This window comes from Pseudomonas sp. GW821-FHT07G06 (assembly GCF_058986625.1).
This window is the reverse complement of record NZ_JBYSVW010000016.1, coordinates 104039-125442: the sequence shown is the minus strand read 5'-3', so window position 1 is coordinate 125442 and position 21404 is coordinate 104039. Positions and strand designations below refer to the sequence as shown.

Genomic DNA, 21404 nt, shown 5'->3' with positions numbered 1-21404 from the left:
CAGCGCCGGCGCTCACCGATACTCATCATGCCGACGCCACCAGGGTCCCGTTTCATTGCGTCCCCTGGGTGCGCGGTCGAGCCATTGGTACATGCTCCACAACCCGTCCAGGCCCCGCGCGTAGGTGGAGTACGTGTGATAGATCTCGCCGTCCTCCAGCACAAAGGTACTCAGCCCCGGCCGGTCGCGGGTATAGGTCGGCGCGTCGGTACCACAGGTCGCGGCGAACTGTTTCACCGGTTCCGGTATGTCACTGGCGTCCATGGCATGGCCGCCGCGCTGGTAGTTGTATTCGACCAAGCCTTCGCGCTGCTGCGCCTCGGTGAAGTAGACGTTGAAGTCGGCAGTGAAATCGCTGTCGGCGGCCGAGGCCCAGGGGAAGGTCCAGCCCATCCGACGCTTGTAGGCCTGCAGTTTCGCCAACGGTGCGCGGGATATCGCCATCAGGGTCACGTCGTGATTGGCCAGGTGGATGACCACGGGGTCGAAGCCATCGGCAATGGCTGAGCAGGAAGGGCAGCCGGCGGTGTAGTCGGGGCCGAACATGAAGTGATAGACCAGCAGTTGCGAGCGCCCTTGAAAGAGTTCGGCCAGGGTGGCGCTACCGTTGTCGGTAGCGAAACGGTACGTCTTGTCGAGGCGAACCCACGGCAAGGCCTGGCGTTGCCGGGCCAGTTCATCGCTGCGTCGGGTCAGGGCCTTTTCCGCTTCGAGCAGTTGCAGGCGTGCCGCCAGCCATTGGTCCCGGGTCGCGGTTGTGTGCGTGTTCATCGCTGTACGCTCCTGGTGAAAGGTCGTGAATTAGACTAAACCCGGGTATCGAATGATGGGAGTGACAAGCGTGGCGGGATTTCGATGGACTCGATGATCACGGCCGCCGCCCAGGCGCTGGCGGCGGGCAATCCACTGGGCGCACTGGACCGCGTGGCCTTGCGCGACGATGCGCCGGCGCTGGCCCTGCGCGGCATCGCCATGGCGCAACTGGGCGATCTGGTGCGCGCCCGGGCGCTGGTCAAGCGCGCGCAACGGGCCTTTTCGCCCAGGGAGGTGCTGGCCCGTGCCCGATGCGTGGTGGCCGAGGCCGAAATCGCCCTGGCGTCGCGGGATCTCGGCTGGCCGGTCAAGGCGCTCGAAACGGCACGGGTCACCCTTGAACACCACGGTGACCGGGTCAATGCCGCTCATGCGCGGTATCTGCAAATCCGCCGTCTGCTGCTGATCGGCCAGCTCGATGAGGCGCAGCAGTTGCTGGCCAGCCTCGACCCCGGCCCCTTGCCGCCGGCCTTGCGTGCAACCCATGAACTGGTGCTGGCGGGGATCGCCATTCGCCGCCTGCAATCGAACGCGGCGCGGGAGGCGTTGACGCGAGCCGGGCAGGCTGCCGGTCAGACGGGGATTGCCGCGCTGATCGCTGAAGTCGAACAGGTGGCGCGCCTGCTCGACGCACCCGCGGCACGCCTGATTGCCCGGGGTGAGGAACGTGCGCTGCTGCTCGATGAAGTGGAAGCCTTGCTCGGTTCAACGGCGTTGGTGGTGGACGCCTGCCGGTACGTTGTGCGGGGCTGCGGCATGTCGGTGTCGCTGGCGACGCGACCGATCCTGTTCGTGCTCGCCCGCACCCTGGCCGAAGCCTGGCCCGCCGATGTTGCGCGGGAAACGCTGATCGCCCGGGCGTTCCGTCTGAAGCTCTCGGATGAGTCCCATCGTGCCCGGCTTCGCGTGGAAATCGGCCGGCTGCGTAAAGCGCTCAAGCCGTTGGCCGGCGTCATCGCGACGCCCCGTGGTTTTGCCCTGCAAACGTCCGTGTGCACGGAGGTGGTGACACTGGCGCAACCGGTCGAGGAAAAATTTGCCGCGGTATTTGCCTGCCTCTCCGATGGCGAGTCGTGGTCGAGTTCCGCCCTGGCCCTGGCGCTGGGTACCAGCCAGCGCACGGTGCAGCGTGCGCTCGATACGCTGGCGGAGCAGGGCAAGGTGCAGTGGTTTGGCCGAGGCCGCGCGCGGCGCTGGATGACGCCGCCCGTGCCGGGATTCGCGACGACCTTGTTACTCCCGGCGCCGCTGCCCGGTGGCTAGGATGAACGCCACCAACCCCCCATTGAGGATTTCCAGATGAAACACGCAACTGCTGAAGTCATTCGTGAATATGGCCCGTTTGCCGAGGTCGATCATGTGTGCGGCGTCACCTGGGACGGCAAAAAGGTCTGGTTCGCCAGCAACAGCAAAATCAACGCCCTCGACCCGGAAAGCGGCAAGCTGCTGGACTCGATCGATGTCGCTGCCCATGCCGGCACCGCGTTCGATGGCGAGCACCTGTTCCAGATCGCCGACGACCGCATCCACAAGATCGACCCCCGCACCGGGCGCATCCTCTCGACGATTCCGGCCCCCGGCGCCGGCACCGATTCGGGGCTGACCTGGGCCGAAGGGACGTTGTGGGTGGGCCAGTACCGCGAACGCAAGATCCACCAGATCGACCCCGAGACCGGCAAGATCCTGCGCACACTCGAATCCAACCGTTTCGTCACTGGCGTGACCTGGGTGCAAGGTTCGCTGTGGCATGGCACCTGGGAGGGCGACGAGAGTGAGTTGCGGCGCATCGACTCGCAAACCGGTGAAGTACTCGAGAGCCTCAGGATGCCCGAAGGCGTCGGCGTGTCGGGACTGGAGTCCGATGGCGGCGAGCGGTTGTTCTGCGGTGGCGGCGAAAGCGGTAAGGTGAGGGTGGTGCGTCGGCCTTCGTGAGGCGCTGCAGCCAGGTCACCGGGTATAACCTTTGTGGGAGCGAGCCTGCTCGCGAATGCAGGGTGTCAGGCAACATCAATGTTGATTGATTTGACGCTATCGCGAGCAGGCTCGCTCCCACAGTGGATCTTCAGTGACCACGCTCCACCACTCAGTCCGCTTGTGGATGCTGATCGTTGATCTCGTACCAATCCGCTTTCGAGCCGACACAAACATGTTTTTGCTTGTGTGTCCGTAGCGGCGTATCCAGCGAGCCGAGGGCAATCGAAACCCACTCGGAAAACGCGCCTGTCGAGTCAGTCCAGAACAGCGAAGATCCGCAGCGGGAACAGAACTGCCGCGTGACACCTTTGGATGATTCAAACGCCTGCAGCGAATCAGTGCCGGTCATGATCGACAGCGACGAGGCGGGCGCGCTCGCATAGGTCGCAAACGCCGCCCCATGGCTCTTTCGGCATTGGCTGCAATGGCAATGGGTGACGGCTTTCAGCTCGCTCGACACGCGATATTTGACGGCGCCGCAAAGGCAACTGCCTCGGTGAAACTCATCCATGTACAGTCATCCCTGTATCAATAGTATTTTTCCGTCCTGCCATGTTTTCTGCTGGTCGAAATCGGTCTAAAAGCCCGGTTGGCAATCGTCCCTGTTTTGCTATCCTCAACTTTGTAGGTGAAGACGCAGACTGATGCGCAAAAGGATAGCAAGGAGACGTGGGGCGCGTTCCGAAGGGTACACGGTTAGAAAGATCCCCGCGCTGGGATCCAGCCCTTATGCCGTGTGAAGCAGAAGAGTTCCATTACAGTTTCACGACTCTTTTGTGGGAGGCCTGATAAACCTTGTAAGCCGGAGACCAGCACCGGCCACCTACTTGTACTCACCCACGAAGCCCGCTCAGTGCGGGCTTTTTAATGCCTTGGTTTTTTCACGACTCACACGGTGTCTTTGTAGGAGCCAGCGTGGGCGCGGACCCTTGTGGGAGCTGGCCTGCCAGCGATGGTCGTGAACGATAACGCGGGCGAACTGGATGAACGCGGCGCACTGGAGTCCATCGCCAGCAGGCTGGCTCCTACAGTAGTTTCAGCGTGGGCATGGCCCCTTGTGGGAGCTGGCTTGCCAGCGATGGTCGTTAACGATAACGCGTGTGATCTGGATGAACGCGGCGCGCTTGAGTCCATCGCCAGCAGGCTGGCTCCTACAGTTTTCCGTCGAGAACCTTTTCAATGCCCGCAAGGTGGGGCTGGCCGGCGGCTCAAGGCGCGCCGAACAGCATCGTCCAGTAAACACCGTTGTCGCTGCGGGCGTTGGCGGCGTACGCGGCGCCGACCTGGGTGAATATCGGGTTCATCAGGTTGGCGCAGTGCCCGGGACTGGCGAGCCAGCCGGCCATGGCCTTGCTCGGTGAACCTTGCCCGGCGGCGATGTTTTCGCCGATCTGTCGGCCACGGTAGCCGGCAGCCCTGGCGCGGTCGGAGGGCATGTCACCGTCGGGGTCCTGGTGGGCGAAATAGTTGCCGTAGGCCATATCCTTGCTGTGACTTTGTGCTGCGGAACCCAAGGCCGCACTCCAGGACAGCGGCCGCGCGGCGGCGAAACGTTGGCGACCACACAGGCGCGGCCTGGCCCGGGCAGCGTTGACCTGCGCCAGCAACGCCTGTGCGGCACTGCGGGGATCGGCGGTTTGCCGGTCGAGCACCGGCCGCGCCAGCACCACTTGCCACTCGCTCCCGGCGCGGCTGACACCGATGTCGGCGTACTGGTTGTCGAGCAGTGCGGCGCAGTGCTCCTCCTGGAACATATCGAAGGCTTCGTCGGCATCCCGTGCACCCACCACGCGGATAGAACGCACCATGGTGGCCTGATAGCCGGAAGCCTTCAACCGGTCCCGCAACCCACCGCCATAGCCAACGGGCAAGGCCAGGTTCGATTTGAGCGTCAGAGGTGACAGGCGTTGCGCGGGGCGCCGGTCGCAACGTTGCGGATGGGCGCGGTAGTCGTTGATGGCGTTGACCAGTTGCCGTTGCCCATCGGCGTGGGCGGGGCTGGCAAAAACGGGGAGCAGGGAACACAGGCACAGCGAAGCAAAGCGCAAGGCAACGACGGTTTGGCGCATGAACGGACAACTCGGATGAGATGACGACGATAGGAGTGGGGGAAAACGCAGGGTATGACTGGTGTCTCGACACAAGGTTCACGGCGGACAAGCAGCTGCCTGTCATCCAGCCGAGGCGTCCGACGAAGGGTAGGGCGTAGTGCGCTGTTTAAACGGGATCCTGCTTCTCGCTAGGTCGCAACCTGAAGCGACAGACATGCCCGCCGCGCACCATGCACTCGCTGTGTTCGACTTCGCCGCCGCCCAGTGCGCCGATCAAGGCCAGGTCCAGTTCGCAGACCACCGGATGCTCGGCGGCCAGGCGATGGAATACGCAGTTATGCGCGACGATTTCCGGCGTGTCGCCCGAGCGAAAAAACACCTCGGCTTCGTAGCCCGCCTGGTTCATGTGCTGCACGATCCTGGTTTCGTCGACGACCTGTTGTTCACGGTCCAGCGCCAGCTTTCGGCCCATGCTGCGCATCAGCGAAGCCAGGGCTTCGGGGCCGATGATGGCGGCGACTTCATCGATCAGGACGCTGGCCAGTAGCTGATAGTGGCGAGGGAACTGCTCCCGTGCGTGGTCAGTGAGCCGATACAGCTGCTCCGGGCGACGCCCCGTCGGGCGGGTGTCGCCGCGCAGCACCAGGCCGTCACGCTCCAGCGCCGCCAGGTGTTGGCGGATCGCGGTGCGCGTAACGGCCAGATGTTCAGCCAACTCGTCAATGCTCATGCCGCCAGCATGGTGCAGCAGCGCATTGAGCAGGTCTTGCTGTGTTCGGCCCAGTCCTTCCAGCATGGGATAGCCTCGCGCGATATCAGAACTTGTCCGGGAATTGCTTGACCAGCGCGCCGGTCAACGCATCGGCCAGGGCCAGGATGTGCGTGCGCATCATCGCCCAGGTACGGGCTTCGCCGGCGTAATCATGTGCTGCGAATTCATCGATCTGGGTGATGTGGTGACCGCCATGGGCTGACAACATTGTCACCAGTGTCGCCTCAGGCAGATTGGGGTTCGCCGTGGCCAGGAACGCCGCAATTGCCTTGGCATTGCTGGTCAGTTCGGTGACGGCGGCCTGCTTGCCCTTGGCGTCCTTGGCCACTGTGGCATCGCTGTAGTGTTTCACCGCGCCCCAATGGCCGGCAAGCAACTTGAGCAGTTGATCCGCCGCTGGTTGGCCGTAGAGCGGGGCGATGCTGTTGGCGATCTTGGTGGCGTTGTCGACCACCTGATCGGCTGCGACCTTGGCTTGTTTCTGGTCGGCGGATTGATTGGCCAGTGCGTAGTTTCTGATCCAGAAAATGTGTTCGACCCAAAGGTCACGCTCGGCCAGGCGCGTGGTCAGCGCGGGGCTGTCGGCAGCGGCGGGTGAGGCGGCAGGCGTCTGGCTCCAGACCGGTTGCGCACAGAAAGCCAGCAGGAGCAAAGCCAGGGTTTTGATATTCATGACGGCACCCTCTGAGAGTGGGAACGTTCGACAATATCAATATAGGCATAAAAATATGCTTTTATTGGCCGGAGGCAGAATCTCGGACCAATGGTCGCGACTGAAGGGCTTTCTGTGGCGAGGGGGCTTGCCCCCGTTGGGTTGCGAAGCGACCCCAGCTCTTTATCCGAAAAGCAGGGCCTGCTGCGCAGTCCAGCGGGAGCAAGCTCCCTCGCCACAGGTGTGTGTCTGATAGAGGGTTTTTCAAAGCTGATCTACACCCCCCATCCCTCCCGCACCGCGCGCCGAATTCCGTCCAGCAACATCGCAAACGCCGGGTTGTCGTTGTTCTCGCGCCAGATCAGGTGCAACTCGCTCTGTACGCCTTCGCCCAGATCGATATCGCGGAACACCACGTTCCTGAACACCACACTGGTCGCGCAACGCGGCACCAGGGCCAGGCCCATGGCGGCGTTGACCAGTGCCAGGATGGTCAATGACGAGCCGAGCCACTGCACGTAATCCGGGGCGACGCGGGCCGAGCGCAGCATGCCGGTCAGCAGTTCGTTGAACGGCGGGTAAGCCGCGTGGGAGTACATCAGGAACGGTTGCCCATCGAGGTCCTGGACGGATACCGATCCGGCACTGGCCAGGCGGTGCGTACTCGGCACCGCCAGCACGAACGGCTCGCGCACCAGGCATTCGGTGGAGTAGCCCGGTTCCAGCAGCGGCGCCCGGGCGATGCCGAGGTCGATGCGGCGTGCGCGCAAGGCTTCGTGTTGCTGGTAGGTGTTCATCTCCGACAGGTCGATTTTGACGTGGGGCTGTTTGAGTCGCGCCTCGGCGATGACCTTGGGCAGGAACTCGTAGACCGCGCTACCGACGAAACCGATATTGACCGAACCGATGTCGCCCTCGGCGAATCGCCGGGCCGTCACTGCCGCTTGCTGGGCGCGCTCCAGCAGGTTCTGGGCTTCGATAAAGAAGGCCCGGCCGGCGGCGGTGAGCGCGACGCTGCGGGTGCTGCGGGTGAACAGTTCGACGCCCAGGTGATGTTCCAGCAACTGAATCTGTCGGCTGAGAGGCGGTTGGGTCATGTTCAGCCGTTCGGCGGCGCGGCGGAAATTCAGTTCGGTTGCCACGGTGGTGAAACATCGCAGTTGAGTCAGTTCGAACATTGATCTAATCCAAGTATCAATCGAATGCCAAGTTAGATTAGACGGGATCAATACTCGCGTCCATGATCGGGCCACGTCACACGCCATCCCCAAAGCTATCCCCCAAAAAAACAATGATCGGGAGTCGCCCCTTGAATACCCTCCAGATTCCGCCAGACCCGAATGTGCTCGCCCGCGCCGCCGCCAAGGTCAAGCGCCATGTACTGCCGCTGTTCGTGGTGATGTTCATCGTCAACTACATCGACCGGGTCAATATCGGCTTCGTGCGCAGCCACCTGGAAACCGACCTGGGCATTGGCGCCGCCGCCTACGGCCTGGGTGCAGGGCTGTTCTTTATCGGGTACGCCATCTTCGAAGTGCCGTCCAACCTGCTGCTGCAACGCTACGGTGCCCGCGCCTGGTTGACGCGGATCATGTTCACCTGGGGCGCCGCCGCGATGGCCATGGCGTTTGTCCGTGGCGAAACCAGTTTCTACGTGCTGCGCTTCATACTCGGAGCCGCCGAAGCGGGTTTTTTCCCCGGCATCATCTACTACTTCACCCAATGGCTACCGTCGACCGAGCGCGGCAAGGCGATGGCGATTTTCCTCAGTGGTTCGGCCATTGCCTCGGTGATTTCCGGTCCGGTGTCCGGTGCACTGCTCAACGTCAGCGGCTTGAGCCTGCACGGTTGGCAGTGGATGTTCCTGATCGAAGGCTTTGCTTCCATCGTGCTCTGCGGGTTCGTCTGGTTCTGGCTGCAATCCCACCCACGGCAAGCCAAGTGGCTGAGCGACGAAGAACAAACCGCGCTGATCGACGCGATTGCTCAGGAGCAACAGGCTCGCGAAGCCACGCAGGGGGTCAAACCCTCGATTTTCAAACTGCTGGCCGACCGACAGATCCTGCTGTTCTGCTTCATCTACTTTTCCATCGCCCTGACCATCTACGGTGCCACGTTCTGGCTGCCGAGCATGATCAAGAAAATGGGCAACCTCGGCGATTTCCAGGTCGGCCTGTTCAACTCGATTCCGTGGATCATTTCCATCGTCGCGATGTATGGCTTCGCGGCCATGGCCAGCAAATGGAAGTACCAACAGGCCTGGGTAGCGGTGACGCTGGTGATCGCGGCATTCGGCATGTTCATGTCCACCACCGGCGGCCCGGTCTTTGCCTTCGTCGCCATCTGTTTTGCCGCCATCGGCTTCAAGGCCGCCTCGGCGTTGTTCTGGCCGATTCCCCAGGGCTATCTCGATGCCCGGATCGCCGCGGCGGTGATCGCCCTGATCAACTCCATCGGTAACCTCGGTGGCTTCGTCGCGCCGACCACCTTCGGGTTCCTGGAGCAGACCACCGGCTCCATCGAAGGCGGGCTCTACGGCCTGGCCGCCACTTCGCTGGTCGCCGCCATCGTGATCTTTTTCGCCCGCACCGCCCCCCGTGGCGATGCCCTCCGTGCGTTGAGCGGCCAAGCGGCCGACGGCACACCGGCAAAAAAGCCCAACAGTCATCCAGCCCTGAAAACTGATCCAACGGGAGCCGCCTCTTGAAAATCAAACGAGTCACTGTCACGCCCATCGCCTTCCGTGATCCGCCCTTGCTCAACGCCAGCGGCATCCACGAACCCTTCGCGCTGCGCTCGATCATCGAGATCGAGAGCGACAACGGCTACATCGGCCTGGGTGAAAGTTATGGCGACGCTCCGGCGCTGGCGATCCAGCAGCAACTGCAAACGCAACTGATCGGCCTTGACCCGTTCAACCTCAATCAGTTGCGTGCCATCGTCCAGGCCACCGTGGCGGCGAACAAACCGGCGAGTATTGCCGGTGCCGAACTGGCGCCGGGCTCCCATGCCAGCAAAGCCGTGAGCAATGCTTATTCGGCTTTCGAAGTGGCGTTTCTGGATTTGCAGGCGCACTCCCTGAATGTGCCCTTGGTGGACTTGCTGGGCGGGGCCATCCGCGAGGAGATTCCGTTCAGCGCCTACCTGTTCTTCAAGTACGCGCAGCACGTCGATTCACCCTACAAGCCCGACAGTTGGGGCGAGGCCCTGACCGAAGAGCAGATCGTTGCCCAGGCGCGGCGGATGATCGAGGCCTACGGCTTCAAGAGCATCAAGCTCAAGGCCGGCACCTTGCCGCCCGAGCATGAAGTGTCGTGCATCAAGGCGCTGAAAAAGGCCTTCCCCGGTTACCCGCTGCGTATTGATCCGAACGGCAACTGGTCGCTGCAAACCTCGATCCGCATGGCCGAACTGCTCGGTGATGACCTGCAATATTACGAAGACCCGACGCCGGGCCTGGAGGGCATGGCCGAGCTGCACAAGCGCACCGGTCTGCCCCTGGCGACCAACATGGTGGTCACCGATTTCGACGAGTTCCGCCGCAGCGTGGCACAGAACAGCGTGCAGATTGTCCTCGCCGACCACCATTATTGGGGTGGCCTGCGTGACACGCAGGCGTTGGCGAAAATGTGCGAAACCTTTGGTCTTGGGGTGTCGATGCATTCCAATTCGCACCTGGGCATCAGCCTGATGGCCATGGCACATGTCGCCGCTGCGGTGCCGAACCTGGATTTCGCCTGCGACACCCATTACCCCTGGCAGGAGCCCGACGAAGAGGTAATCAAGGGCGGCAAGCTGCCGATTGTCGATGGCTGCGTGAAAATCACCCGCGCCCCGGGCCTGGGGCTGGAACTTGACCACGACCAGTTGGGCAAGCTGCATGACCAGTACCTGACGTGCGGCATTCGCCAGCGCGATGACGTGAAGCAGATGCAGCGATACAAACCGGAGTGGAAGGCGGTCAAACCGCGGTTTTGATCTGCAAGACGTGCAAGGGGGGCTTGCTGAGGCGAAGGAGCTTGCTGTGGCGAGGGAGCTTGCTCCCGCTGGACTGCGTAGCAGTCCTGTTTTTGGGGGTTGCTTCGCAACCCAGCGGGAGCAAGCTCCCTCGCCACAGATCACAGATCACAGATCACAGGTATGTTCTACCTTGCTTGCTACAACCCATCCCCCAGCGCCTTCAAGTATTCAGGGCTTTCACTGATCGAGTTATGCTCCGTCCCCGGTATCACCTGCAACGACGCCACGCCTTTGGTGAAATGACTCAACAGGCGCTCGGTGCTCGAACGCGGAATCACTTCATCATGCTCGGCCGCTATCAAGACCGTCGGCACCGTGATGCGGGCGGCGTACTGCCAGGACGGGTATTTGTCCTTCAACAACCAGCGCACCGGAAACCAGCGGAACTGACGAGCGGCCAGCCCTTCGAGGCTGTTGTAGGGCGTGATCAATACCAGTCGCGCGGCCGGGCGTTCGCTGGCCAGGCGCACGGCGACACCCGACCCCAGGCTGCGTCCGACCACCGCCACGTGCGAGTGGCTGGCATACACCTGGTCGAACAAGGTCAAGGCGTCGCGGGCGATGGCCTCTTCGGAAGGCGAGCCGGAACTGCCGCCAAAGCCACGGTAATGCAGCAGATACAGCGCGTAGTCAGGGAACGCCTGGGTGAACCCGGGCAAGTTGCGCGAGACGTCTTCGGCGTTGCCGCCAAAGTAGATCAGCGCATTCGGGCCTTCGTGGGGCCGGATGGACACCAGCACCCGTGCGTCGGCGACCGGCAGGGTGAGCAGCGTCCCGGCTGCGCCGACGGTGCGCGGTTGCGGGTAATAGATCAGCGCCCGCTGAAACACGAACAGTGCCACGCACAGCGCCAGGTACAACGCAGCGACGATGACGACGAGTAACACCAGGGTGCGCGACATTCGACTAACGTTAGTGGGCGGCATTGACGGCTCGGGGTTTGAAAGTGACTGGCGCCGCAGGGCCTTGTGAGTGTAGTCAATCGACCCTTGGCACATGTTATCCGCCGTGTCGGTGCAACAGGCCAAACCCGAACGACTGGTGAGAAGCGTTTTATGAGCCATCCTGAGGGTTACACCCGTAGAGAAATACTCACGCTGGCTGCCGGTGCTTCGGCGGTCTTCACGTTCGGTCCGGCGGGTGCGCAACCCGCGCCGTCGACGGGAACAGGAGGCAAGACCATGCAGACTCGCGCCATTCCTTCCAGCAACGAGTCCTTGCCGATCGTAGGCTTGGGCACTTACCGCGGATTCGACGTCGAGCCTTCGCAACCGGCCTACAAGGACTTGCCCGCGGTACTGGATGCGTTGTTCGACAAGGGTGGCAAGCTGATCGACAGTTCGCCGATGTACGGTCGCGCCGAACAGACCACCGGCGAACTGTTGTCGATCCATGAGCCGCGCTCGCCGGCGTTCCTGGCCACCAAGGTGTGGACCCGCGGGCGCGAAGAAGGCATCGCGCAGATGGAACAATCCTTCGCCCTGTTGCAGACCGACCGGATCGACCTGATGCAGATCCACAACCTGCTGGACTGGCAGACGCACTTGCCGACCCTGCGCCACTGGAAAGAACAAGGGCGCATCCGCTACATCGGCATCACCCATTACACGGCGTCGGCCTACGACGAAGTGGAAGCGGTACTCAAGGCCGAACCGCTGGATTTCCTGCAGATCAACTACGCCCTGGATGATCGCGGCGCCGAGAAACGCTTGCTGCCGTTGTGCCGTGAACGGGGCGTGGCGGTGATCTGCAATCGGCCGTTCGGCGGTGGCGGCCTGCTGGCCAGACTGAAAGACAAGCCGCTACCAGGCTGGGCGGCGCAAGTCGGGGTCAAGAGCTGGCCGCAACTGGCACTGAAGTTCCTGCTGTCGCATTCGGCGGTGACCTGCGTGATTCCGGGCACCGGCAACCCGCGCTACATGGCGGAAAATGCCCGGGCCGGTTTCGGCCCGATGCTGACCGATGCCCAGCGTCAGCAACTGATTGCGCTGGTGGACTAGCGCAGCCCGGCGAGTCCCGCAGCCTCTCCTATACTGTCCGCGACCATGCCGTTGAAAGCGCATTCGTTGCCCTGACGGCGTCCCTGTCCATCACTGCAAGGAGATCGAACATGGCTATCCGCATTGGCGACGAAGCACCGGATTTCACCGCCGAAACCACCGAAGGCACGCTCAATTTTCACCAATGGATCGGCGACGGGTGGGCCATCCTGTTTTCCCACCCCAAGGATTTCACCCCGGTGTGCACCACTGAACTGGGCTACCTGGCCAAACTCAAGCCCGAATTCGACAAGCGCAACACCAAGGTCATCGGCCTCAGCGTCGACCCGGTCAGCGACCACAACCGTTGGGTCGGCGACATCGCCGAGACTCAGGGCAGCGCGGTCAATTATCCGCTGATCGGCGATGAAAACCTGGTGGTGGCCAAGCTTTACGACATGATCCACCCCAATGCCAGCGGCGGCGCGCGCACAGCCGTGGACAACGCCACAGTGCGTTCGGTGTTCATCGTCGGCCCGGACAAGAAGGTCAAGGCCATGCTGATCTACCCGATGAGCGCCGGGCGCAATTTCGATGAAGTGCTGCGCTTGCTCGATTCCCTGCAACTGAATGCCAAGCACACCGTTGCCACGCCGGTGAACTGGCGGCCGGGCGAGGATGTGATCATTCCGACTTCGGTGTCTGATGAAGATGCGAAGAAGAAATACCCGGATGGCTTCAAGACATTGAAGCCGTATCTGCGGACGGTGGCTCAGCCGAAGTAACTGTAGCAGCCTCTGAAATCGCCTTCGCGAGCAGGCTCGCTCCCACATTGGATCTCTGTCGGACACAGATTTTGTGTCCACTGAAGACCCCATGTGGGAGCGAGCCTGCTCGCGAAGAGGCCGGCCCTGCTGGCCGAGTCCTTCAAACCAGATACTTTTTAAACCACCCCAACGTCCGCTCCCAAGCCAGCTTCGCCGCCGCCTCGTCATAACGCGGCGTCGAGTCGTTGTGGAAACCATGATTGGCGCCCGGATAAATGTAGGCCTCATAGGTCTTGCCCCCGGCCTTCAACGCTTTCTCATAGGCCGGCCAGCCCTCGTTGATCCGCGTATCCAGTTCGCCGTAGTGCAGCATCACCGGTGCCTTGATTCGGGGCACTTCCTCGGCCGTTGGCTGACGGCCATAAAACGACACGGCGGCGCCCAGTTCCGGATAGGCCACGGCGGCGGCGTTGGTCACGCCACCGCCGTAGCAGAACCCGGTGATGCCGACTTTTCCGGTGGCGGCAGGGTGTTTCATCATCCATTCGACGGCGGCGAAAAAGTCGTTCATCAGCTTTTCCGGGTCGACCGTGGCCTGAAGCTCGCGGCCCTTGTCGTCATTGCCCGGATAACCGCCGACCGAGGTCAGGCCGTCCGGAGCCAGAGCGATGAAACCGGCCTTGGCCACACGCCGGGCCACGTCTTCGATGTACGGGTTGAGCCCGCGGTTTTCATGCACGACCACCACCGCCGGCACCTTGCCGGTGGTCTTGGCCGGACGCACCAGATAAGCCCGTACCTGGCCGTTGCCCTTGGGCGAAGGGTAGGTGACGTACTCGGCAATGATATCCGGGTCGGTGAACTCGACTTGCTCGGCCAGCGCGTAGTTGGGGCTTAGCGCGGCGAGCAGGGCGCCGGCGGTCATGCTGCCGAAGGTGAACAACGCTGCGCGGTCGAGAAACTCCCGGCGATTGATCTTGCCGTGGGCGTAGTAGTCGTAGAGTTCCAGCAGTTCCGGGGAAAAGTCTTTGGCAGTTAGTCGGGTCATCGGTGCAACTCCTCACAGAAGGTTGAACACGGCCCCTGTGGGAGCGAGCCTGCTCGCGAAGACGGCGTCAGGTTCAGTATCCAGGTGCCTGATACACCGCTTTCGCGAGCAGGCTCGCTCCCACAGGGGTTAAAGGGTGAGGCTAAAATCTCATTTCACGCACTGCGCACCGGCCTTGGCCACTTGCGCATCCTGCTCGGGCTTGACGCCTGACACCCCGACAGCCCCGATCACCTGGCCATCGAAAACAATCGGCACGCCACCCTCGAGCGAAGTCAGCACGGGTGCTGACAGAAAAGCGTAGCGCCCCCCGTTGACCATGTCTTCATAGCTTTTCGATTCGCGCCGCCCGAGGGCTGAGGTGCGGGCCTTTTCGGTGGCGATATATGCACTGCTCGGTGCGCAACCGTCGAGGCGTTCGAGGGCCAGCGGGTGGCCGCCGTCATCGACCACCACTATGGTCACGGCCCACTGATTGGCCTGTGCCTCGGCACGGGCGGCTTTGATGATCTGCTGGACTTCGGTCTGGCTCAGCACGGCTTTGCGGTTCATGGGCATCTCCGGGATTCGGTTAAGGCAGGGCGGCTTCGACCAGTTCGATCCAGTGCCGCACCGGGGTCCGGCCCGCGCCGTCGAGGTGCGACTGGCAGCCGATGTTGGCCGTGACGATGACCTCGGGATGGCCGCTTTCCAGGGCATTGAGCTTGTTGTCGCGCAGTTGTCGCGACAGTTCGGGCTGGGTCAGCGAATAGGTGCCCGCCGAGCCGCAGCACAGGTGCCCGTCGGGGACGGACGTCAGGTTGAAACCGAGGCCGGTCAGCAGCGCTTCCACGGCGCCGCCGAGTTTCTGCCCGTGCTGCAAGGTGCAAGGGCAATGGAAGGCCAGGCGCTGCGAGGCGTGGATCCCGAGTTTTTCCAGCGGTTCGTCGCGCAACACCTCCACCAGGTCCCGGGCCAGTTCGCTGACCTTTTTCGCCTTGTCGGCATAGGCCGGGTCGCTGGCGAGCAGATGGCCGTAGTCCTTGATGAAGGCGCCGCACCCGCTGGCGGTCTGCACAATCGCCTCGGCGCCTTTTTCGATGCTCGGCCACCACGCGTCGATGTTGCGCCGGGCGCGATCGAGACCGGCGGCCTGGGCGTCCAGGTGGTAGTCCACGGCACCGCAGCAACCGGCTTCGCGGGTCGCGATGACGCTGATCCCCAACCGGTCCAGCACCCGCGCCGCCGCGGCATTGGTGTTGGGTGACAGGGCCGGCTGCACGCAGCCTTCGAGCATCAGCACCTGACGTTCGCGCAGTGTCATGGGGCGCGGCTTGGCCGGCGGCGCATGGCGCGGCAATTTGCTTTGCAGGGTATCGGGCAGTAGCGCACGGAACACCTGGCCGCCATTGACCAGGCTCTTGAACAGGTCCGGATGCGGCACGGTCTGGCGCAATCCCTCGCGCAACAGGCGCTGCCCGAGCGGGCGCGGCACCGCCGCATCGACCACCGCGCGGCCGATGTCCAGCAGGTTGTGGTAGTCGACGCCCGATGGGCAGGTGGTTTCGCAGTTGCGGCACGACAGGCAGCGATCCAGGTGTTGCTGGGTCTTTTGCGTGACGTCGTTGCCTTCCAGCACTTGCTTGATCAGGTAGATGCGGCCCCGCGGTCCGTCCAGTTCATCGCCGAGCAATTGATAGGTCGGACAGGTGGCATTGCAGAAGCCGCAGTGCACGCAGGTGCGCAGGATGCTTTCGGCTTCTGCGGCGCGGGGCAGATGGCGGGCGCGTTCACTCAGGGTCGTCTGCATGGTTCAAAGCTCCGCGTACAGGCGTCCGGGGTTGAAGATGCCCCGTGGATCGAGTTGTTGTTTCAGGTTGCGGTGATAGCGCATCAGGGCCTGGGGCAGCGGCTGGAACGGGGTGTCGGTGAGGCCGTGGCTGAAGCAGGTGACATGGCCGCCGACTTCGTCGACGACCTGGCGGATGAACGCCGCTTCGGCATCGGACTTCAACCAGCGTTGGGCGCCGCCCCAGTCGATCAACTGGCGCCCCGGCAGCGACAGGCGCGGTGTGTTGTGCGGCAGTGACAGGCGCCAAAGCGGCTGGTCTTCATCGAAGAAGCTCAAGCGCTGTTCGTTGAGATCTTCCCAGTACGAAGCGTCCAGCCGTTCGCCACCGAGGCGCTCGTGGGCCGCCGCCACCGAACCTTCACCGCCCTCGAGCCGCAGGTGCAGGCGTGAGCCGTCGTGACAGGCCGCGCTGATCGGCAACGGTTGCTGGCCCCACTCCGCCAGGCGCAGCAAGGCGCGTTCAGGGTCCATTTCCAGGCTGATACTCAGGACTTTCCGGGGTTTTGGCAGCACTTTGAGCGAGACTTCGGTGATCAGCCCGAGGCAGCCGTAACTGCCGGTCATCAGGCGTGAAAGGTCGTAGCCGGCGACGTTTTTCATCACCTCGCCACCGAAGCGCAACAGCTTGCCTTGCCCGGTGATGACCCGCGTGCCGAGGACGAAGTCGCGCACCGAGCCGGACCACGGGCGCCGCGGGCCGGACAGTCCGCAGGCGATCATGCCGCCGACCGTGGCGCCGTCGCCAAAGGACGGCGGCTCGTAGGGCAGCATCTGTTGCGCGGCATCCAGCGCCTGCGCCAGCTCCGACAGCGGCGTGCCGCAACGGGCGGTGATCACCAGCTCTGTCGGGTCGTAACTGACGATGCCCCGGTGCGCGCGGGTATCGAGAATTTCCCCGGCCGTGGTGCGGCCAAGAAAACCTTTGCTGCTGGAACCCTGGATGCGCAGAGGCGTAGCGTTTTCCAGCGCCTGATTGACCTGCTCCAGGAGCAGTTGGCTGTCGTCGAAATCTTCAGGGCCGCGCATCAGAAACGCTCCAGCTCGGGGAAGGGCAATTGACCGCCATGTATGTGCATGGCACCGAATTCGGCGCAGCGATGTAGGGTCGGAATGTTCTTGCCGGGGTTGAGCAGGCCGCTCGGGTCGAAGGCGGCTTTGATGGCATGGAACAGGGTCAGCTCATCGCTGTTGAACTGCACGCACATCTGGTTGATCTTCTCGCGACCCACGCCGTGCTCACCGGTGATGCTGCCGCCGACCTTCACGCACAGCTCCAGAATCTTGCCGCCCAGGTTTTCCGCGCGCTCCAGTTCACCGGGTTGATTGGCGTCGAACAGGATCAACGGATGCATGTTGCCGTCGCCGGCGTGGAATACGTTGGCCACCCGCAGGCCGTATTCGTTCGAGAGTTCGGCGATGGCGTGCAGCACGCCGGGCAGTTCGCGACGGGGGATGGTGCCGTCCATGCAGTAATAGTCCGGCGAGAGGCGGCCCACCGCCGGGAAGGCGTTCTTGCGCCCGGCCCAGAAACGTACGCGCTCGGCTTCGTCCTTCGCCTGGCGCACCTCGGTCGCACCGGCCTGTTGCAGGACCTGGCGCACCCGGTCGCAGTCATCCGAGACATCGGCTTCAACACCATCGAGCTCGCACAGCAGAATGGCCTGGGCCTCCACCGGGTAACCGGCGTGGATGAAGTCCTCGGCGGCGCGGATGGCCAGGTTGTCCATCATTTCCAGGCCACCGGGGATGATGCCGGCGGCAATGATGTCGCCGACGGCGCGCCCGGCTTTTTCCACGGAGTCGAACGCCGCCAGCAAGACTTTGGCGGTCTGCGGTTTGGGCAGCAGCTTGACCGTGACCTCGGTGATCACCCCGAGCAGGCCTTCGGAGCCGGTGAACAGTGCCAGCAGATCGAAACCGGGGGCGTCGAGGGCGTTGGAGCCCAGGCTCAAATGCTCGCCGTCGACCGTGAGGATGTCGACCTTGAGCACGTTGTGCACGGTCAGGCCGTACTTCAGGCAATGCACGCCACCGGCATTTTCCGCGACGTTGCCGCCGATCGAACAGGCAATTTGCGAGGATGGATCCGGCGCGTAATACAGGCCGAACGGTGCCGCCGCCTGGGAAATCGCCAGGTTGCGCACACCCGGCTGAACCCGTGCGGTACGGGCGGCGGGGTCGATGCCCAGGATGTTGTTGAAACGCGCCATCACCAGCAGCACGCCTTTCTCCAGGGGCAGTGCACCGCCGGACAAACCGGTGCCGGCGCCCCGGGCCACCACGGGGACCTGTCGTTCATGGCAGACCCGCAGCACCCCTTGCACTTCATCGATGTGCCGGGGCAGCACCACCAGCATCGGCGTGGTGCGATAGGCCGACAGTCCGTCGCATTCGTAGGGCTTGAGTTCCTCCTGCTGATGCAGGATTTCCAGGCCCGGCAAGCGGCTCTGCAGGGCCTGCAAGAGTGCCTGTCTGTCGACGTCGGGCAAGGCGCCGTCAACGCGTTCATCGTAGAGAATGTTCATGGGATCACGATTCTCGCTGGAGACCTGCGACCTTCATCATTGGCCTGATACCGCCGGCTGTCCATGGGATGTTTGTCCGCATGACGGACCATTCATTCAAAAAAATCACCGTCCCCTGTGGGAGCGAGCCTGCTCGCGAAGAGGGTGTCACATCCGACAGAGATGTCGACTGTGCCACCCTCTTCGCGAGCAGGCTCGCTCCCACAGGGATGCGGCTTAAGCATAATCAAGTAGCGTTCGATTCAATGCCCGCCCACCACCATATGGCTGAACGGCGCGACGTAGGCCTGCAGCGTCACCAGCCCGCCGACCAGAATCGCCAGCACAATCGAGTGGAAGAACACGTAGCGCAGGATTTCCCCTTCATGGCCGTACCAGCGGGTGGCGGTGGAGGCGACCACGATCGACTGGGCGTCGACCATCTTGCCCATGACCCCGCCGGAACTGTTGGCGGCGGCCATCAACACCGGGCTGATGCCCAGTTGCTCGGACGTCACCCGTTGCAGGCCGCCGAACAGCACGTTGGACGCGGTGTCCGAGCCGGTCAGCGCCACGCCGAGCCAGCCGAGCAGGGTGCCGAACATCGGATAGAAAATGCCCGTCGCGGCGAAGGCCAGGCCCATGGTCGCATCCAGGCCGGAGTAGCGTGTGAGGAAGCCCAGGGCAAGCATCGCGGCAATGGTGATCAACGAGTAACGCACCACCCACAACGTGCGCAGGTACTGGTGAATCAGTTGCGGGATCGAGTAACCCATCAGCAAGCCGCCGACGATTGCCGCCAGCAGAATGCCGCTGCCAGTGGCGGTGAACCAGGTGAACTTGTACACCGCCTCTTCGGTTTTCGGCGCGGCCACCACGGGCGGGACTTTCTCGACCTGCAAGTGCAGGGTGGTGAAGGTCACGACCGGCGCAAACAGCGGGTTGGCCTCGCGCATCGGCTTGCCCTGCGGATCGAGCTTGGCGGCACTGGTTTGCGGGTCGATGGCAGGGCGGGTGTCGAAGGTGTTCTTGAAGCCCTGGGTGCCCCAGATGAACACGAAGACCGTGAGGATGATCCACGGCATCCAGGCCCGCATCACCGCCGGTTTCGCCTCGTTGGCAAAGGTTGCAGTGGGTACGGGCTTTTCGTCGTGCTCGGCGTCGATCTTCGAGTCGTCGACCCGGCCGGACAGGGCGGCGGAGGTGTGCACGGTGGCCGGTTTCCAGACCTTGAGGAAACCGGCCAGGCAGGCCATGGAAATCAGCGCGGCGATCACATCCACCAGCATTGGCCCGTGATAGTTCGACACGAGGAACTGCGGAATGGCAAAACTGACCCCCGCCACCAGGATCGCCGGCCAGATCTCCAGCATCTTGCGCCAGCCGGCAAAGGCCCAGATCAGCCAGAACGGCACCAGCACCGAGAAGAAGGGCAACTGCCGGCCGACCATCATCGACAGCTCCATTTCATCCAGCCCGGTGACCTTGGCCAGGGTGATGATCGGCGTGCCGAGGGCGCCGAATGCTACCGGCGCGGTGTTGGCGATCAGCGCCAGCCCCGAGGCGGCAAGCGGCGAAAAGCCGAGCCCGATGAGAATCGCCCCGGTCACTGCCACCGGCGTACCGAAACCGGCCGCGCCTTCGAAAAACGCACCGAAGCAGAAGGCGATCAGGAGCAATTGCAGGCGCCGGTCATCGGTGATGCGCGCCAGGGAATCTTGCAGCACCTTGAACGAACCGTTCTCGGTGGTCAGGCGGTGCAGGAAGATGATGTTCAACACGATCCAGCCGATTGGCAGCAAACCGTTGGCTGCACCGAACAGCGCCGCGGAACCGGCCATGTTCGCCGGCATGCCGAAGGCGAAGATCGCGATCAGCAAGGCCGAGGCCAGGGCGAGCAGCGCCGCCAGGTGCGCCTTGATATGAAAAAACGCGAGGGACGCCAGCATCACCACCACCGGCACAGCCGCCATGAGCGTTGAAAGCACCGGGTTACCGAACGGATCGTAGACTTGCTGCCAGACCATGTTCCACCTCTGCTTTTTATTGTTGGACGTGCAGATCCCCTGGGGGAGGTGGCCTTGAGTATAGGTGGCATTGCGCCGCTGTCAGGCCAGGCCCTCCGGTCCAGCGGGGCGGCGCAGTTCCGGGGCCTGAGCTAGCATGGCCAGTAGGGTTTGAAACCAGTCAGGGGAGGAATGCAGTCATGACCGAGCGCCACATTGAGCACAAGGAGACGTTATCGAACGGATGCAACATCAAAGTCACCGCCGAGATATTGAAAGACGGTTCGTTGGGCATGTTTATCGGCGTCTACAAGCCGGACGGCTCGGTCATCGACGAAAACCACGACCCACGGCCGCACATGCTGGACATGGAGGCGGCGATGGATTGGGGAATCGATATTGCCAAGGGGATTGGCAATAGCCAGCGAACGTTGTGAGCGGTTCGCGTCCGTACTCGGGTGACCTGCGGTCGCTGTCAGAATCCGAAGGCGCGGGCCGAGACTTTTGCCAGCTCGACATCCAGCAGATGCTCGGCCAGCACGTCATTCAAAAAGCGGAACTGATCATTGAGCCCGACCACTTCATTGCTGAAGTGATGATCGGCTGAAGGGATCAGCAACGCTTCGAACTTCTCGTCGAACAGCAGAGTCAACTCTTTACGTGACTCGAATTTCTGCGCGTAGAAATTCTTGCCGAACAGCGGAAAACGCACGGCGAGGGAGACGGTGTGCATCATGATGTTTGCTCCTCGCTCAGGACGTACCAGGCAAACACACTCAATGTGAACGCCGTCAGGGCCAGGCAGGTCAGCAGATGGATCAGCATGAGGTTTCCCTCCGATTCGGGATTTCGTGTTGGCTTGGGATCGATCCTACGCTGACGGCGTTCAAGCGGAAGGCAATCGCGGCGATGGTGAATATCGACGCCAGTGATGGTGGTTTTTGTTCTGTCTGCTCTGGCCCCTTCGCGAGCAGGCTCGCTCCCACA

General features: G+C 62.8%; 21 protein-coding genes. 7 read left to right on the top strand and 14 right to left on the bottom strand.

Annotated elements, in window-relative coordinates:
- Positions 1–12: 12 nt before the first annotated feature.
- On the bottom strand, positions 13–771 hold the full coding sequence (locus AC3WJW_RS23625; RefSeq protein WP_493727602.1) for a DUF899 domain-containing protein: 759 nt from the start codon (positions 769–771) through the stop codon (positions 13–15).
- An 84-nt stretch (positions 772–855) separates the two neighbouring features.
- Here AC3WJW_RS23625 and AC3WJW_RS23620 point away from each other — a divergent pair, with 84 nt between their 5' ends.
- Both AC3WJW_RS23620 and AC3WJW_RS23615 read left to right on the top strand, forming a co-directional pair.
- Complete coding sequence (locus AC3WJW_RS23620; RefSeq protein WP_493727601.1) at positions 856–2076, top strand: helix-turn-helix domain-containing protein; 1221 nt, start codon at positions 856–858, stop codon at positions 2074–2076.
- A 36-nt stretch (positions 2077–2112) separates the two neighbouring features.
- Complete coding sequence (locus AC3WJW_RS23615; protein ID WP_218504196.1) at positions 2113–2745, top strand: Vgb family protein; 633 nt, start codon at positions 2113–2115, stop codon at positions 2743–2745.
- 151 nt (positions 2746–2896) lie between these two features.
- Here AC3WJW_RS23615 and AC3WJW_RS23610 read toward each other — a convergent pair whose 3' ends face one another.
- The 5 genes from AC3WJW_RS23610 to AC3WJW_RS23590 all read right to left on the bottom strand — a co-directional run bounded on the left by AC3WJW_RS23610 (position 2897) and on the right by AC3WJW_RS23590 (position 7440).
- Positions 2897–3298, bottom strand: a complete 402-nt coding sequence (locus AC3WJW_RS23610) for a GFA family protein (RefSeq protein WP_493727600.1) — start codon at positions 3296–3298, stop codon at positions 2897–2899.
- A gap of 697 nt (positions 3299–3995) precedes the next feature.
- Complete coding sequence (locus tag AC3WJW_RS23605; protein WP_493727599.1) at positions 3996–4856, bottom strand: CAP domain-containing protein; 861 nt, start codon at positions 4854–4856, stop codon at positions 3996–3998.
- Between the two features lie 148 nt (positions 4857–5004).
- A complete protein-coding gene (locus tag AC3WJW_RS23600) occupies positions 5005–5634 on the bottom strand; it encodes a helix-turn-helix transcriptional regulator (RefSeq protein WP_218486146.1) in 630 nt (209 codons plus the stop codon).
- Positions 5635–5653: 19 nt separating this feature from the next.
- Positions 5654–6283, bottom strand: coding sequence for a hypothetical protein (locus AC3WJW_RS23595; RefSeq protein ID WP_007975236.1), 630 nt, complete (start codon positions 6281–6283; stop codon positions 5654–5656).
- A gap of 254 nt (positions 6284–6537) precedes the next feature.
- Entirely contained in the window at positions 6538–7440 is a 903-nt protein-coding gene (locus AC3WJW_RS23590; protein ID WP_493727598.1) for a LysR family transcriptional regulator, read from the bottom strand.
- A 131-nt stretch (positions 7441–7571) separates the two neighbouring features.
- On the opposite strand from AC3WJW_RS23590, the gene AC3WJW_RS23585 reads away from it, so the two are divergent.
- Together AC3WJW_RS23585 and AC3WJW_RS23580 are read left to right on the top strand one after the other, a co-directional pair.
- Positions 7572–8969 (top strand): MFS transporter, encoded by a 1398-nt coding sequence (locus AC3WJW_RS23585; protein ID WP_493727597.1) that lies wholly within the window; start codon positions 7572–7574, stop codon positions 8967–8969.
- A complete protein-coding gene (locus AC3WJW_RS23580; RefSeq protein WP_493727596.1) occupies positions 8966–10240 on the top strand; it encodes a glucarate dehydratase family protein in 1275 nt (424 codons plus the stop codon). Before AC3WJW_RS23585 ends, AC3WJW_RS23580 begins: the two co-directional genes overlap by 4 nt.
- Positions 10241–10419: 179 nt before the next feature.
- On the opposite strand, the gene AC3WJW_RS23575 is transcribed toward AC3WJW_RS23580, so the two are convergent.
- On the bottom strand, positions 10420–11208 hold the full coding sequence (locus tag AC3WJW_RS23575) for an alpha/beta hydrolase (RefSeq protein WP_493727595.1): 789 nt from the start codon (positions 11206–11208) through the stop codon (positions 10420–10422).
- 129 nt (positions 11209–11337) lie between these two features.
- Here AC3WJW_RS23575 and AC3WJW_RS23570 point away from each other — a divergent pair, with 129 nt between their 5' ends.
- Both AC3WJW_RS23570 and AC3WJW_RS23565 read left to right on the top strand, forming a co-directional pair.
- Positions 11338–12282 carry an aldo/keto reductase gene (locus tag AC3WJW_RS23570; RefSeq protein WP_173900838.1) on the top strand — a complete coding sequence of 315 codons (945 nt, stop codon included), beginning with the start codon at positions 11338–11340 and terminating at the stop codon, positions 12280–12282.
- Positions 12283–12392: 110 nt separating this feature from the next.
- Positions 12393–13046 carry a peroxiredoxin gene (locus tag AC3WJW_RS23565; RefSeq protein WP_429398773.1) on the top strand — a complete coding sequence of 218 codons (654 nt, stop codon included), beginning with the start codon at positions 12393–12395 and terminating at the stop codon, positions 13044–13046.
- A gap of 142 nt (positions 13047–13188) precedes the next feature.
- Here the strand turns inward: AC3WJW_RS23565 and yghX are convergent, their stop codons facing one another.
- The 6 genes from yghX to AC3WJW_RS23535 all read right to left on the bottom strand — a co-directional run bounded on the left by yghX (position 13189) and on the right by AC3WJW_RS23535 (position 20438).
- Positions 13189–14076 carry a YghX family hydrolase gene (gene yghX / locus AC3WJW_RS23560; protein WP_493727594.1) on the bottom strand — a complete coding sequence of 296 codons (888 nt, stop codon included), beginning with the start codon at positions 14074–14076 and terminating at the stop codon, positions 13189–13191.
- Between the two features lie 150 nt (positions 14077–14226).
- Complete coding sequence (locus AC3WJW_RS23555) at positions 14227–14628, bottom strand: heme-binding protein (protein ID WP_407801892.1); 402 nt, start codon at positions 14626–14628, stop codon at positions 14227–14229.
- Between the two features lie 19 nt (positions 14629–14647).
- A complete protein-coding gene (gene glcF / locus AC3WJW_RS23550; protein WP_493727593.1) occupies positions 14648–15865 on the bottom strand; it encodes a glycolate oxidase subunit GlcF in 1218 nt (405 codons plus the stop codon).
- Between the two features lie 3 nt (positions 15866–15868).
- Entirely contained in the window at positions 15869–16933 is a 1065-nt protein-coding gene (gene glcE, locus AC3WJW_RS23545; RefSeq protein WP_493727592.1) for a glycolate oxidase subunit GlcE, read from the bottom strand.
- Positions 16933–18432, bottom strand: coding sequence for a glycolate oxidase subunit GlcD (gene glcD / locus AC3WJW_RS23540; protein WP_493727591.1), 1500 nt, complete (start codon positions 18430–18432; stop codon positions 16933–16935). The genes glcE and glcD overlap by 1 nt, the downstream gene beginning before the upstream one ends.
- 242 nt (positions 18433–18674) lie before the next feature.
- Positions 18675–20438 (bottom strand): L-lactate permease, encoded by a 1764-nt coding sequence (locus AC3WJW_RS23535; protein WP_493727590.1) that lies wholly within the window; start codon positions 20436–20438, stop codon positions 18675–18677.
- A gap of 179 nt (positions 20439–20617) precedes the next feature.
- Between AC3WJW_RS23535 and AC3WJW_RS23530 the strand changes: the two genes are divergently transcribed.
- Complete coding sequence (locus tag AC3WJW_RS23530; protein ID WP_493727589.1) at positions 20618–20854, top strand: hypothetical protein; 237 nt, start codon at positions 20618–20620, stop codon at positions 20852–20854.
- 38 nt (positions 20855–20892) lie between these two features.
- On the opposite strand, the gene AC3WJW_RS23525 is transcribed toward AC3WJW_RS23530, so the two are convergent.
- Positions 20893–21153: a hypothetical protein gene (locus AC3WJW_RS23525; RefSeq protein ID WP_493727588.1), complete on the bottom strand. Its 261-nt coding sequence runs from the start codon at positions 21151–21153 to the stop codon at positions 20893–20895.
- Positions 21154–21404 lie beyond the last annotated feature (251 nt).